Below are 12,328 nucleotides of genomic sequence, written 5' to 3'. Positions count from 1 at the left end.
GTCAGTTGTTCCAGTCGTCGTCGGAATCGGCGGCCTTGTTGCGCGCCGCGGCGATCTTCAGCGCCTGCTCCGCGGTGGCCTTGTCCGGATACGGGCCCATGCGGTCGAGGGCATTGGTCTGCTTGCCCTGTACGACCTGCTTGGTGCTGATGTCGTAGTACCAGGAGGTGTCGTCGTCGGTCATGACTTCCAGTGTGCCCCATGGAGCGACACCGCAGGAGAACTGCGGAAGAAATAGTGAGTGCGAACGAGTCGGCCTGTAAGCCGGATCCTGTCTGCCGTTCCTGCTTTCGCGGGTTCGACGTCGACGACCATCCATCTGGGCACACCGTTGCCGGGTACCTCGAGCAGTCCACCCGCAGGCTCGGGCGAGCAGCCCTCGAGCACCTGCGCAGCTGCACCACTTTCGGGGTGCAGCCTTCGACCTTGCTCCGGGCGGGGTTTACCTAGCCATCCCAGTCACCTGGGATGCTGGTGCGCTCTTACCGCACCGTTTCACCCTGACCTGCCGTTCGATTCCGAAGAACCGATCCGCAGGCGGTCTGTTTTCTGTGGCACTGTCCCGCGAGTCACCTCGGGTTGCCGTTAACAACCGCCCTGCTCTGTGGAGTCCGGACTTTCCTCGGCTCGAAGCGCGACGACACTCGTTCGCCCGTCCTTCGAGCCGCAGCCGTCCGGCCAACTCGTTCGCGGTTGCGTACTCTACTCGGCGCTCCGCGGTCGCCGGAAACCGAACTACAGTTCCTTTCATGAGTGAGTGGGTCGTGTTGCTGCGTGGCATCAATGTCGGTGGCATCAACATCAAGATGGCCGATCTTCGTGCGGCCCTGACGTCGGCCGGCTTCACCGATGTCCGCACTGTTCTCGCGACCGGCAATGTCCTGCTGAACTCCCCGCTGACTTCCGTCGTCGTGAAAGGACAGGTGGAGAACACGCTCGCCCAGGCGTTCGGCTATCAGGCCTGGGTTGTCGTCCTGGACGTGCCGACACTTCGGGCGATCGTGGAGTGCTACCCGTTCGACGCCGAACGGCAAGGGTGGCATCCTTACGTGGTGTTCGGAACCGACCCCACCCATCTGACCGAATTGTCCGCTCTCGCAGACGAACTCGATGTCGAGCTCGAACGTGTCGCTGCCGGACGCGATGTCGTGTACTGGGAGGTCCGCGCGGGGAGCACGACGACGAGTCGCTTCGGGAAAGCGACGGCCAAGGCGAAATTCAAGCCGACGACCACCACTCGAAATCTGCGCACTCTCGTAAAGATTCTCGCGTGACCGTTCTCGCCGCGGCCCTGGTCGCAGCTGTGCTCGTTTTCGCGATCGTCCGACCCCGGGGTCTGCCCGAGATCGTCGCCGCGCTGCCGGCTGCCGCGATCGTCCTGGTCGTCGGCCTCGTCAGCTTCGACGCCGCACGCGAGCAGGTACTCGAACTCGCTCCGACCGTCGTGTTTCTGGCGTTCATCCTGATCCTGGCGCATCTGTCGGACGCGCTCGGAGTGTTCACCTGGATCGCGGCGAAGCTGCGACGAGGTGCGAAGGGCAGCCCCCGCCGACTGTTGACACTCGTGTTCGCAGCAGCCGCATCGACCACGGCAGTACTGAGCCTCGACGCCACCGTGGTTCTACTGACGCCGGCCATCATCGGTGCTGCTCGCGTCCTGAGAATGTCGCCGCGTCCACACAGTTACGCCACGGCGCACCTGTCCAATTCGGCGTCGACGCTGCTGCCGGTATCGAACCTGACCAACCTGCTCGCATTCGCCGCGACCGGACTCACCTTCCTGCACTTCACCGCTCTGATGGCATTGCCCTGGATATTCGCGGTGGCCATCGAGTTGGCGGTGTTCCTGATCTTCTTCCGCGAGGATCTGACTCGCACCGCCACACCGCCGAAGAGCTCGACCCTGCAGAGCGCCGAGAACGTCCCTGCACCCCGGACCACGCTGGTCATCCTCGCCGCGACACTCGTCGGTTTCGCCGTGGCAGGGCTGTTCGACGTCGAACCGTTCTGGGTGGCCGCGGTGGGATCGGTGGCACTGGCCATCCCCGCACTTCGAGGACGCCACACCAGTGCTCGTGCCATTCTGCGCGGTGCCGATCTACCGTTCTGTGGCTTCGTCTTCTTGCTCGGCATCGTCGTTCTCGGTGTCACCACAGGCCCGATCGGCGACTGGCTGGCCCGAATTCTGCCGTCCGACACCAGCTTCGCCTCGCTGCTGGCCGCGGCCGCCATCGCGGCGGTGGCGTCGAACATCGTCAACAACCTGCCCGCGACGCTGCTGCTGCTGGCCGCATTCGGGGCCGACGCTCCCCCGGCACTGTTGTTGGCCATGGTGATCGGGGTGAACCTCGGCCCCAACCTCACCTACGTCGGATCGCTGGCGATCATGCTCTGGCGACGCGTCGCATCGGCCAACGACGAACCGGCAGATCTGCGAACCTTCACCGTGTTGGGCGTCATCACGACACCGCTGACGATCGTCGGTGCGGTGGCAGGCCTGTGGCTTGCGTTGCAGGTTTGAGCCTCGGTCAGAGCCGGCGCCGTACGCGGAGTGTCGTGACCGCCAGACCCACAGCGAAGACCACGGCACCGACCACCGCCCCCACCACCGGCAACAGCAGCCCGGCATGCACGGTGTCGAACAGCGGCGGTCCGCCGTAGATCTGCAGGCGTGCAGCGCCGGTCGGCCCGAGGTCATCGAAGTAAGGATCCGCGACCATCCTGATGCGGATCTCGGGAGGTCGACGTCGTGCCCACCATGCTGCCCCCGCGCCTACGAGGCCTCCCGCCACGAGTGGGGCTGCCATATGCAGTGCCCGGCCGTGAGATCGGCCGCGCAGAATCCATCCGACCGTGATCGAGACGACGGTCCCGACCAGAAGTGCCGCGACTGGAGCGACCAACGTGATCGGCCACCACGGCGGTCCCGACACGTACTGCACGTAGTCGTACACGCGAAAGTACCCGGATGTCCCGGCAGTCATCGGTGGTGGGACATCGGCATCGATCCACATCCGGGGCACGCAGTATCGCCAGGTGAAGGCAACTGCCAGCCCGGCGGCGGCCGATGCCGGCAATGCGATTGCCATCCAGCGCGCCGCCGTGGGCTCGCGCTCGGCGTCAGTGAACACGCAACGCATCATCCCCCACTCGACCCGAGCGACATCCCGGTCCGACGCCCCACCTGTCAGAAGGCGCACAGTTCCTTCTCGGTCGATGACTCACCAGCGAAGCAGACCCTGACTGTTTCCTACGGTGCCGGTCGGTCCGTCCTCGGCAATCGTGGCGAGTCGAACGATCTCGTCGGTGCCCTGCGTGACGTCGTGTGCTCCCTTGCCGGCGTTCAGATCGGTACGGGTGTAGCCGGGGTCGGCAGCATTCACTCGCATCGTGGGGAGTGCGTGCGCGTACTTCACCGTAAGCATGTTGAGTGCCGTCTTGGACGACGCGTAGATCGGCGGCACCACCTGCCAGTCGAACCAGCCCTGCTCGATGGTGTCGTGGATCGATCCGACGCCCGAGGAGACGTTGACGATTCGTGCATTCTTCGAGATCCGCAGCAGTGGCACGAATGCGTTGGTCACTCGAACGACGCCGAAGACGTTGGTGTCGAAGACATCTCGGGCGTCGTCCGCCGATCCTTGCTCGAGCGGCACGAAGGCCCCGGTGATGCCGGCGTTGTTGATCAGGACGTCGAGGCGTCCGTGGTCCACACGCACCTGGTGTGCGGCAGCGTCGACGCTGCCCTGATCGGTGACGTCGAGTTGGACGAAGGTGACGCCGAGGTCGGCGGCAGCAGCACGACCGAGCTCACGGTTGCGGGCACCGATGATCACGGTGTGGCCGGCACGCTGCAGGCGCCGTGCTGTCTCGTGGCCGATTCCCTTGTTGCCGCCGGTGATCATCGTGATTGTGCTCATGACGTCGACGCTAGGGCTCGGCGATCCAATCGAGAAGATGCCGATTGTCGGTAGGTCTGCCGGTACCACCCACGTCGTCGTCGAGGAGACGCACGTGGCCGAGTGGCACAGTGGGGAGATGACCGTAGAGCAGCAGGGACGCCGGCCGGCGGGTTTCTCGTCGGTGCTCCGTGGCTGGCGAGACCGCAGCGCACCCGTTCCGTCCGACTCGACCGTCAGACCTCGGCGTTCGTCGGGACTACGCCGCGAAGAACTCGCCACCCTCGCCGGAATCTCCGTGGACTATCTGGTTCAACTCGAGCAGGGCCGTGCGTCGAATCCGTCGGCGGCGGTGGTCGCCGCTCTGGTTCGGGCCCTGGGTCTCGACCTCGCCGATGCCGGGGTGTTGTATCGAGCTGCCGGACTCGCGGCACCGTCGTCGGCTGTCGATCGATCGGTACCGAACAGTGTCGATCGACTGCTGGCCCGAGCCGACCACTGGCCTACGGCGGTGTACGCGGCGGATTGGTGGCTGCTGAGATGGAACGCGGCGTGGTCCGCGCTGATGGGCGATCCGATGGACCTGTCCGGACATTCACGCAACCAGGTCTGGTTCGAGATGACCGAGGACACGTCGTCGATGTGGGTCGATCCCGCACAACGAGAGCAGTATCGGGACGCGCTGGTCGGGGACCTCCGTGTGGCACAGATATCGCATCCCGACGACGCCGAGCTCAACAGTCTGGTCCGTGACCTTCGGGCCCGCAGCAACGAATTCTCCGATCGCTGGCGCTCTGCACGTCCGACCGTCTACCGGGGAGCACGCAAGAGCATCGACCATCCCCTGGTTGGGTCGATGGTCCTCGATGGAGACGTGTTTCGGCCTGCCGGCTCAGACGTGCGGGTGATCGTCTACACCGCAGCACCTGGCTCGCGAGACGAGTCGAGACTGTTGTCGCTGTTGTCGCCCGGATCCCGTTGACGGAACCTAGCCGCGATTCAGGCCGACGAGGCCAGGTGCGAGGTGTCGTTCACCAAGCGCACCGAAGCCCCGCCGTCGGGGTAGAACTCGGCGATGCTCAGCGACGCGAGATCCAAGTGCAGTCGGTACAGCAGCGACGGGCCGACGTCGAGTGCGAGTTGCAACAGCATCTTGATCGGTGTCACGTGGGTGACCACCAGAACGGTCTTCCCGGCGTACTCGGCGAGCAATCGATCGCGGGTCGCTTCGATGCGCGTGCGTACTGCGTCGAAGCTCTCACCGTTCGGCGGTGCAACGGAGGTGTCGCCTCGCCACGCCTTGTGGACCTCGGGGTGACGTTCCATGGCCTCGGTGAAGGTGAGCCCTTCCCAGTCGCCGAAGTCGGTTTCGATGAGACCGTCGACGGTGGTGACGGGCAAACCGAGACGGTCGGCTGTCGCCGCAGCAGTCTGTTGGGCGCGCGCGAGCGGCGAGGCCACGATGGCGTCGATATCCGTCCGTGCACCGAGAACCGTTGCGGCAGAATCTGCTTGGCGTCGACCCAGTTCGGTCAGGTCGGGATTGCCCCGGCCGGAGTATCGACGGTCGACCGACATGGGGGTCTGGCCGTGTCGTAGCAACAGCAGGCGGGTCGGCTCCCCCATCGCACCGGTCCATCCAGGCGACGCGGGCTTCGCTGCAACCGGCTCGGCGTCGGGCCGATCCGACAGGTCCACGCCCTCGGCCGCCGCGTCCATCGCCTCGTTGGCCAGCGCATCCGCGTGCGAGTTCTGTGCACGCGGAATCCACTCGTAGGTGACGGAATCGAAGCCGCGAGCCAGTTCGGCGGCTTTGCGCTGAAGCGGAATCATGTCCGGGTGCTTCACTTTCCAACGTCCGGACATCTGTTCGACGACGAGTTTGGAGTCCATGCGGACGGCAACCTCACGGGCACCGACATCGCGGGCCGCGGTCAGTGCGGCGATCAGTCCGTTGTACTCGGCCACGTTGTTGGTCGCCACGCCCAGCGACGCCCGACGCTCGGCGAGCACCTGCGAGCGATCTGCACTGAGCACCACCGCGCCGTATCCGGCGGGCCCAGGATTTCCACGCGATCCACCGTCGGCCTCGGCAACGACCCTCGACACCTGACTCAAATTCCGGATTCCTTGGTGCGCACCAGGATTGCGTTGCACTCGGAGCAACGAATCAGAGCATCCGCGGGCTTGTTTGCGATGCTCGCGATCTCGTTGCGATCGAGTTCGATCCGGCACGCTCCACATCGACGAGCCTGCAGCAGTGCCGCACCGCGGCCGGTGAGCGCTCGCTGCTTCTCGTAGAGCGCAAGCAGATCCGCGGGCAATCCCGAGGCCAACGATTCGCGGCGCTCGGCGCTGCGCTTCTCGGCGACATCGAGGTCTGCGACGGCGTCGTCACGGCGGCGGCCGGCGTCGACCAACTCGTCCTCGATCTGCGTCAGTTGCGCACCGGCGTGCTGGTAGTCCCGCTCGCTGGCCTCACGCTGCTCCATGACCTCGAGAAGTTCCTCTTCGAGGATGCCCTGACGACGTTCGAGACTGCCGAGCTCGTGCTGAAGTTCGGTCATCTGCTTCGGTGCGATGGTGCCGCTCTCGAGCATCTTCTTGTCGCGGGCTTCGCGTTGCCGAACCGCGTCGACCTCGCCTTCGAGTTTGCGAATGTCCCGGTCGAGGTCGTCCATCGAGATCTGCACCGTCACCGCGGCATCCTTGCGCGTGGTGCGCTCGGTCTCGAGCTTGTCCACCTCCTGCTGTTCGGGGAGGCTCTTGCGGCGGTGGGCGATCTGCGAGAGTTCGGTATCCACACCGGCCAATTCGAGCAGCGAGGCCTGGACTTTGGGATCGACGTTCACGCTTGATGACTCCTGCGACTATGGAAGTTGATTCGGATTACCCTACCGGCTGCAGGAAAATGAGCGAGCCGGATCCACTCGATGGCAGGTCGCGGGTTCGATGATCACAGTGTCCACGGGTCGGTACGCACCTCGGTGACCCAGCTGTTCCATCCCTCGGTGTCACCGAACGCGGCGTCGACGATGTCTCGCGCCTGTGCGCACCACGGGAACTCCGAGGCCCAGTGTGCGGTGTCGATCACCGCGGGGCCGCCGGCGCGCAGGTGCTCGTCGACCGGGTGGTGCCGCAGATCGGAGGTGACGTACACATCGGCGTCGGTGCGCGCCACCGCGGAGAGGAACGAGTCACCCGCTCCCCCGCACATCGCAACCACCGAAACCATGGCGTCGGGGTTTCCCGCTGCGCGTACTCCCCACGTCGTGGCTGGCAACGCCTCGCGGACGACCTCGGTGAACTCGGCCAACGTCATCGGATTCGGTAGTTTTCCGATGCGGCCCAGGCCGGTGCACGACGGTAGAGCCGCGGATTCGAATACGTCGAACGCGGGCTCCTCGTACGGGTGTGCCCGACGCATCGCCGAAAGTACCTGAGCACGTAGCCCTTTGGGGGCCACGACCTCGATGCGATCCTCCGCCTCGGTGTGCACCTCGCCGAGAACGCCGAGCGTCGGGTGTGCGTTCGGGCCCGGACGGAATCGGCCGAGACCCGCACTCTGCCAGCTCGCTTCGCTGTACTCGCCGATCTGCCCGGCTCCGGCGTCGAACAGGGCCTGTCGCACCGCCGCCGAGTCGGCGGTGGGCACGAAGATCACCCACTTGTCGTGTGCGGGAGACGGAATGGGATCGAGTGGCCGGGTGTCGATCACCCCGAGCGCGGATGCGAGTGCGTCGGAGACTCCGGGATCTGCGGAGTCGGCGTTGGTGTGGGCGGTGAACAGCGCGCAGTCGGCCTTGATCAGGCGGTGGATCACCGATCCTTTCGCGGTGTCGGCCGCGACGGTGTCGACGCCTTTGAGCAGCAAGGGATGGTGGGCGACGATGAGATCGGCACCGCGGGCGATGGCGTCGTCGACCACGGCGTCGGTGACGTCGACGGTGTACACGACTTGCTGCACAACAGCTTTCGGATCTCCGCACACCAGGCCCACCGAGTCCCAGCTCTCCGCAAGTCGGGGTGGGTACGCGTCGTCGAGCACCTCGATGACGTCGGCCAGTGTCACTGCCATGTTCGCTGCTCTCCTCACAGAACGGTCTTCAACGCGTCCACCAGTATGTCGACCCGCTGCGAGTCCCGTACCGCGACGCGCAGGTAGTGCCGGTCGAGTCCCGGGAACGTGTCCGCGCGCCGCACCGCGATACCCATCGTGCGCAGGCGTTCTCGAACAACATCCGCTCCGTCGACGCAGAGCAGCAGAAACGGCGCACGGGCCGGGCCGGTGATGTCCAGGCCCAAGGCCTCGAGGCGCTGGGTCATCGCGGTGCGTTCGCGGTGGATGCGCTCCGATTCGACGCGTGCCCGATCGACGGCGAACGGTTCGGTGCAGGCGCGGATCGCTTCGATCTGCAGACTCCCCAGGGGCCAGTGCGCACGGCCGTACTGCAGTCGCGCGAGGACGTCGGGGTGCCCCAGTGCGTATCCACACCGCAATCCCGCCAACGCCCACGTCTTGGTCAGGCTGCGCAGAACCAGCACATCGTCCAGGCTCTGTGACGCCACCGATTCCCCCTCCCCGAGCACTGCGTCGGCGAAGGCCTCGTCGATCACCAGCATGCGTCCGGATCCACGCAGACTCAGGACCGCCTCACGGGGGTGCAGAACCGATGTGGGGTTGGTCGGGTTGCCGAGGATCACCATGTCGGCGGTGTCGGGTACGAGCGTCGGGTCGAGCTCGAAGGGTGGCGGCAGGATCACTCGGTGCACCGCACTGCCTGCCTGCTCCAGCACCCAGTCGGGCTCGGTGAACGACGGGTGGATCGTCGCCACGAGCTGGGGCCGAAGCCGCGGCAGCATCGAGAAACCCTCGGCCCCGCCGCTGAGCAGCAGTACCTCGTCCGGTGAGCGGCCGTGGTGTTCGGCCACCTGTTCTCGCGCGGCCGTCTCGGCGGCCGTGCTCGGGTACGAACCCAACGAACTCAGTGCCGCGCCGAGCCGATCGCGAAGCCATGCCGGCGGTCCGTCGCCGCGTACGTTGACGGCGAAGTCGACGAATCCGGAATCGACCTCGACGTCTCCGTGGTGACGGAGGAGCGCATCGGGATCGGCAGCTGTGTCGGACATCGCGACGAGCGTAGCCGCGCCGTCACCGAACAGCCCGCACCGATAGGCTCCGACCATGTCCGTCGATGCTCCCGCGTCCGTTGTCCTGTTCGATCTCGATGGGACGTTGACCGATTCCGCACCGGGAATTCACGCCGGTTTTCGCCACGCACTGGCGTCGGTGGATGCCCCCGAACCGACCGAGGAACAGCTGTCGATGGTCGTCGGACCACCACTGATCGACACGTTGCGCGGCCTCGGCCTGGACGAGGATGCTGCGCAGCGTGCCCCGGCGGCGTACTTCCAGCGTTACGACGAGCGGGGCTGGGCCGAGAACACCGCGTTCGACGGCATCGAGTCGGTGTTGACGCGATTGCAGGATCGCGGCGTCCGGCTCGGTGTGGCGACGTCGAAGTCGGAGCGATTCGCGGTCCGGATTCTGGACCACTTCGGTCTGTCGCGCTACTTCGAGTTCATCGGCGGTGCCAGCAACGACGGCACCCGACGGGCGAAGTCCGACGTGATCGCGCATTCGCTGACCAACCTCGGCATCGACCCGGTGGAGTCCGCGGACGGCGGCACCGCCGGGGTGATCATGATCGGTGATCGTGATCACGACGTGCACGGTGCCGCTCGATTCGGCATTCCCACGGTGTACGTCGAGTGGGGCTACGGCGTCGACGGCGAGAGCGACGACGCCGCGTTCACCGCGTCGAGCATGGACGAGCTGGCCGCCGTGCTCGAGCAGAACACGGCGGCCGTGCGATGACCGAGCCACTGCACGTGACGTTCGTGTGCACCGGCAACATCTGCCGATCGCCCATGGCCGAGAAGGTCTTCGCCGTTCATCTGCGCGACGCCGGCCTGAGCGAGGCGGTGCGCGTCTCGAGCGCCGGGACCGGCGGTTGGCATGTGGGCGACGGCGCGGATCCTCGAACCGTCGCCGAGCTCGATGCCCACGGATACGACAGCGAGCACGCGGCGGCGCAGGTCGGGCCGGATCATCTGGCAGCGGATCTGATCGTCGCACTCGATACCGGCCATGCTCGCGCCCTGCTGCAGCTCGGTGCTCCGGCCGATCGTGTCGCCTTGCTGCGGTCGTTCGACCCCGATGCCGACGACTCGTCGGTGGCCGATCCGTACTACTCATCCGATTCGGCATTCACCGAGGTGCGCGAGCAGATCGAAGGTGCCGTGCCCGGCTTGCTGGACTGGGCACGGTCTCGGCTCCCTCGCTGACCCGGCTACCGTGGTGGCGTGGACAAGTTAGCGTTCTTGCTGCGACCCAAGTGGTTGGTGCTGGCTGCGGTGGTGCTGGCCTTCGCATTCCTGTGCTTCAGCGTGCTCGCTCCGTGGCAGTTGGGAAAGAACACCTCGACGTCCGAGCGCAACGATCTGATCACCCGATCCGTCGACGCGGATCCGGTACCGATCTCGGACGTTCTCACCGCCGACGGGTTTCCGGCCGAGGACGAGTGGCGTCGGGTCATCGCCCCCGGGTCCTACGTCGCAGATTCCGACGTGCTGGTGCGGCTGCGCAGCATCCGTGATCAGCCCGCATACGAGGTCATCACCCCGTTCGTAATCGACGGCGGGCCCACCGTGCTCGTCAACCGCGGATACGTACTGCCGGTGGAAGGAACCAGAGCGCCCGAGTTCGAGGCGGCCCCCACCGGTGACGTGACACTGAACGCACGGGTACGACAAGCCGAGGGCACCTCGCGCGAGCCCGTCGAGGACGACGGTCGACTGCAGGTCTACAACATCAACCCGGAACAGATCGGCGCGGCGGTAGGAGTCGACGCCATCGACGGATATCTCCAGCTCGACGACGGTCAGCCGGGCGGTCTCGGCTTGATCGAACTGCCGCAGACCGACGCAGGCCCCTATCTGTCCTACGGTCTGCAGTGGCTGGCGTTCGGCATCATGGCACCGTTGGGTCTGGCCTATTTCGCTCGGGCGGAGATTCGGGAACGCCGCAATGCGCGTGCACAACTCGCGGACGCGATCCCCGGCGAGCCGGATACCGAGCCCGAGCGCGAGAACGAGGCCGGTCCGGCTCAGGCCGGTCCGGACGAGGAAGAAGAGTTCACGCTGCCCACGCGTCGCGAGAAGCGAGCGAGGGCACGCGCGGCGTCACGCCAGACGACGCCGTCGGATCCTCGCCTGGCCGATCGCTACGGAAAGAATCGCTGAAGCGACCGCAGACAGTTCTTGCACTCGGCTCGACAGTGCGACCGATCGGCGAAGATCGCGTGCGGTCGGCGCGTGTCCGTCACCGAGTGTCGGCCTGATCTCGACGCCGTGTCGGTACTGCGTTCTGCCACCCAGTTGCAGCCCCAGTGCCCCGGCAGCCGACGCCTCCGCGACACCTGCGTTGGGGCTGGGGTGCTGCGCGGCGTCGCGTCGCCACATCTTCAGGGCTCGGGCGGGCGAACCCTGCACCGACGGAGCTGCGACGACCGTCGCCACGCCGGTGACGCGGGCCGGCAGCAGGTTCAGGACGTCGTCGATTCGTGCTGCGGCCCAACCGAAGCGCAGATACTTCGGCGAGCGGTAGCCGACCATCGCGTCGAGCGTGTTGCTCGCTCGGTAGGCCAGAATTCCCGGCACCCCGGCCAGCGCTCCCCACACCAACACGCCGACCGTCGCATCGGAGGTGTTCTCCGCGATGGACTCGAGTGCGGCGCGTGCTAGACCGTCGGAGTCGAGTGGTTCCGGATCTCGACCGCACAGTGACGGAAGCAGTGCGCGTGCGCTCTCGAGGTCGTCGTTGTCGAGATGGTCGGCCATCTGCCGCCCCACCTTCGACAGTGACGTGCCTCCGAGCGCGGCCCAGGTAGCCGCCGCGACCAGAGCAACTTCAGCAGGTGCACCCACACGGGCGGCCACGCGACTCGACGCGACGCCGAGTGCGGTCATCGAGCCGATCAGCGCGGCCGCATGGACGACGCCCGAGGCTCGACTGTCGCGGTAGAGGGCGCGTTCGACGCGCAGTGCCGTGGTCCCGAATCCTGCGACCGGGTGCCAGCGTCTCGGGTCTGCGAACACTCGATCGAGGCCGTAGCCGACCAGTAAGCCGATCGCTCGGGGGTGTGTCCACATCCCACGAATCTTGCCAACTGCACACCGGGCTCAGGACACCGGACTGTCAGGCCCAGCGGTGACGGTACGCACCTGCCAGTTGACGGTTGCGGAAGTCGATGTCGCTTCCGTCGTTGAGCAGGGCGATTGCCATTCCTACGAAGCCGACTGCTGCCATTACGAACATCGTCATGATTCCCCCAGAATCTCGTGTGGATCCGCCGAGCGGATGTGGG

15 protein-coding genes and 1 other RNA gene are annotated in these 12,328 nt (G+C 66.1%); 6 read left to right on the top strand and 10 right to left on the bottom strand.

The genetic code is table 11. The annotated features are described in order from the left end of the window. Position 1: 1 nt before the first annotated feature. Positions 2–184 (bottom strand): hypothetical protein, encoded by a 183-nt coding sequence (locus tag NY08_RS03000; protein WP_045194843.1) that lies wholly within the window; start codon positions 182–184, stop codon positions 2–4. Between the two features lie 60 nt (positions 185–244). Further along, positions 245–686, bottom strand: an RNA gene (gene rnpB / locus NY08_RS25380) — RNase P RNA component class A. 63 nt (positions 687–749) lie between these two features. On the opposite strand from rnpB, the gene NY08_RS02995 reads away from it, so the two are divergent. Further along, entirely contained in the window at positions 750–1,274 is a 525-nt protein-coding gene (locus NY08_RS02995) for a DUF1697 domain-containing protein (RefSeq protein WP_032394441.1), read from the top strand. Further along, a complete protein-coding gene (locus NY08_RS02990) occupies positions 1,271–2,521 on the top strand; it encodes an SLC13 family permease (RefSeq protein ID WP_045194842.1) in 1,251 nt (416 codons plus the stop codon). The genes NY08_RS02995 and NY08_RS02990 overlap by 4 nt, the downstream gene beginning before the upstream one ends. A 7-nt stretch (positions 2,522–2,528) precedes the next feature. Here the strand turns inward: NY08_RS02990 and NY08_RS02985 are convergent, their stop codons facing one another. Together NY08_RS02985 and NY08_RS02980 are read right to left on the bottom strand one after the other, a co-directional pair. Continuing rightward, positions 2,529–3,131: a hypothetical protein gene (locus tag NY08_RS02985; protein ID WP_144407311.1), complete on the bottom strand. Its 603-nt coding sequence runs from the start codon at positions 3,129–3,131 to the stop codon at positions 2,529–2,531. Between the two features lie 90 nt (positions 3,132–3,221). Beyond that, positions 3,222–3,920, bottom strand: coding sequence for an SDR family NAD(P)-dependent oxidoreductase (locus NY08_RS02980; RefSeq protein WP_045194837.1), 699 nt, complete (start codon positions 3,918–3,920; stop codon positions 3,222–3,224). Between the two features lie 37 nt (positions 3,921–3,957). On the opposite strand from NY08_RS02980, the gene NY08_RS02975 reads away from it, so the two are divergent. Next, positions 3,958–4,881: a helix-turn-helix domain-containing protein gene (locus tag NY08_RS02975; protein WP_235387085.1), complete on the top strand. Its 924-nt coding sequence runs from the start codon at positions 3,958–3,960 to the stop codon at positions 4,879–4,881. Between the two features lie 17 nt (positions 4,882–4,898). Here NY08_RS02975 and NY08_RS02970 read toward each other — a convergent pair whose 3' ends face one another. The 4 genes from NY08_RS02970 to cobC all read right to left on the bottom strand — a co-directional run bounded on the left by NY08_RS02970 (position 4,899) and on the right by cobC (position 9,029). Further along, entirely contained in the window at positions 4,899–6,008 is a 1,110-nt protein-coding gene (locus NY08_RS02970) for a bifunctional RNase H/acid phosphatase (RefSeq protein ID WP_045194836.1), read from the bottom strand. 5 nt (positions 6,009–6,013) lie between these two features. Further along, a complete protein-coding gene (locus NY08_RS02965; protein ID WP_045194834.1) occupies positions 6,014–6,751 on the bottom strand; it encodes a zinc ribbon domain-containing protein in 738 nt (245 codons plus the stop codon). Between the two features lie 104 nt (positions 6,752–6,855). Continuing rightward, positions 6,856–7,977, bottom strand: coding sequence for a Nif3-like dinuclear metal center hexameric protein (locus NY08_RS02960; RefSeq protein ID WP_045199620.1), 1,122 nt, complete (start codon positions 7,975–7,977; stop codon positions 6,856–6,858). A gap of 14 nt (positions 7,978–7,991) precedes the next feature. After that, the gene (gene cobC / locus NY08_RS02955) at positions 7,992–9,029 is read right to left on the bottom strand and encodes an Rv2231c family pyridoxal phosphate-dependent protein CobC (protein WP_045199619.1); all 1,038 of its coding nucleotides are present in this window, start codon (positions 9,027–9,029) and stop codon (positions 7,992–7,994) included. A gap of 55 nt (positions 9,030–9,084) precedes the next feature. Between cobC and NY08_RS02950 the strand changes: the two genes are divergently transcribed. Genes NY08_RS02950 through NY08_RS02940 form a run of 3 tightly spaced genes read left to right on the top strand, consistent with a single transcriptional unit; the run spans position 9,085 to position 11,204 of the window. After that, complete coding sequence (locus tag NY08_RS02950) at positions 9,085–9,777, top strand: HAD-IA family hydrolase (RefSeq protein WP_045194832.1); 693 nt, start codon at positions 9,085–9,087, stop codon at positions 9,775–9,777. After that, positions 9,774–10,247 (top strand): low molecular weight protein-tyrosine-phosphatase, encoded by a 474-nt coding sequence (locus tag NY08_RS02945; RefSeq protein WP_045194830.1) that lies wholly within the window; start codon positions 9,774–9,776, stop codon positions 10,245–10,247. The genes NY08_RS02950 and NY08_RS02945 overlap by 4 nt, the downstream gene beginning before the upstream one ends. Before the next feature lie 18 nt (positions 10,248–10,265). Next, a complete protein-coding gene (locus NY08_RS02940) occupies positions 10,266–11,204 on the top strand; it encodes an SURF1 family cytochrome oxidase biogenesis protein (RefSeq protein WP_045194828.1) in 939 nt (312 codons plus the stop codon). Here NY08_RS02940 and NY08_RS02935 read toward each other — a convergent pair. Both NY08_RS02935 and NY08_RS26570 read right to left on the bottom strand, forming a co-directional pair. Then, entirely contained in the window at positions 11,145–12,113 is a 969-nt protein-coding gene (locus NY08_RS02935; protein WP_045194822.1) for a cobalamin biosynthesis protein, read from the bottom strand. The two genes, NY08_RS02940 and NY08_RS02935, sit on opposite strands and share 60 nt — an antisense overlap. Positions 12,114–12,159: 46 nt before the next feature. Then, positions 12,160–12,285 carry a hypothetical protein gene (locus NY08_RS26570; RefSeq protein ID WP_256978899.1) on the bottom strand — a complete coding sequence of 42 codons (126 nt, stop codon included), beginning with the start codon at positions 12,283–12,285 and terminating at the stop codon, positions 12,160–12,162. Positions 12,286–12,328: the final 43 nt, after the last annotated feature.

Source organism: Rhodococcus sp. B7740, from assembly GCF_000954115.1.
In the GTDB taxonomy this organism is placed as follows: domain Bacteria; phylum Actinomycetota; class Actinomycetes; order Mycobacteriales; family Mycobacteriaceae; genus Rhodococcoides.
The sequence above is the reverse complement of the archived record's forward strand: the minus strand, read 5'-3'. Positions and strand labels throughout refer to the sequence as shown.

What these genes read in the sequence shown, in the direction of transcription:
- cobC (WP_045199619.1), bottom strand. Translation starts at nt 9,029, where the DNA reads ATGTCCGACACAGCTGCCGATCCCGATGCGCTCCTCCGTCACCACGGA.
- NY08_RS02950 (WP_045194832.1), top strand. Translation starts at nt 9,085, where the DNA reads ATGTCCGTCGATGCTCCCGCGTCCGTTGTCCTGTTCGATCTCGATGGG.
- NY08_RS02935 (WP_045194822.1), bottom strand. Translation starts at nt 12,113, where the DNA reads ATGTGGACACACCCCCGAGCGATCGGCTTACTGGTCGGCTACGGCCTC.
- NY08_RS02980 (WP_045194837.1), bottom strand. Translation starts at nt 3,920, where the DNA reads ATGAGCACAATCACGATGATCACCGGCGGCAACAAGGGAATCGGCCAC.
- NY08_RS02960 (WP_045199620.1), bottom strand. Translation starts at nt 7,977, where the DNA reads ATGGCAGTGACACTGGCCGACGTCATCGAGGTGCTCGACGACGCGTAC.
- NY08_RS26570 (WP_256978899.1), bottom strand. Translation starts at nt 12,285, where the DNA reads ATGACGATGTTCGTAATGGCAGCAGTCGGCTTCGTAGGAATGGCAATC.
- NY08_RS02995 (WP_032394441.1), top strand. Translation starts at nt 750, where the DNA reads ATGAGTGAGTGGGTCGTGTTGCTGCGTGGCATCAATGTCGGTGGCATC.
- NY08_RS03000 (WP_045194843.1), bottom strand. Translation starts at nt 184, where the DNA reads ATGACCGACGACGACACCTCCTGGTACTACGACATCAGCACCAAGCAG.
- NY08_RS02975 (WP_235387085.1), top strand. Translation starts at nt 3,958, where the DNA reads ATGCCGATTGTCGGTAGGTCTGCCGGTACCACCCACGTCGTCGTCGAG.
- NY08_RS02945 (WP_045194830.1), top strand. Translation starts at nt 9,774, where the DNA reads ATGACCGAGCCACTGCACGTGACGTTCGTGTGCACCGGCAACATCTGC.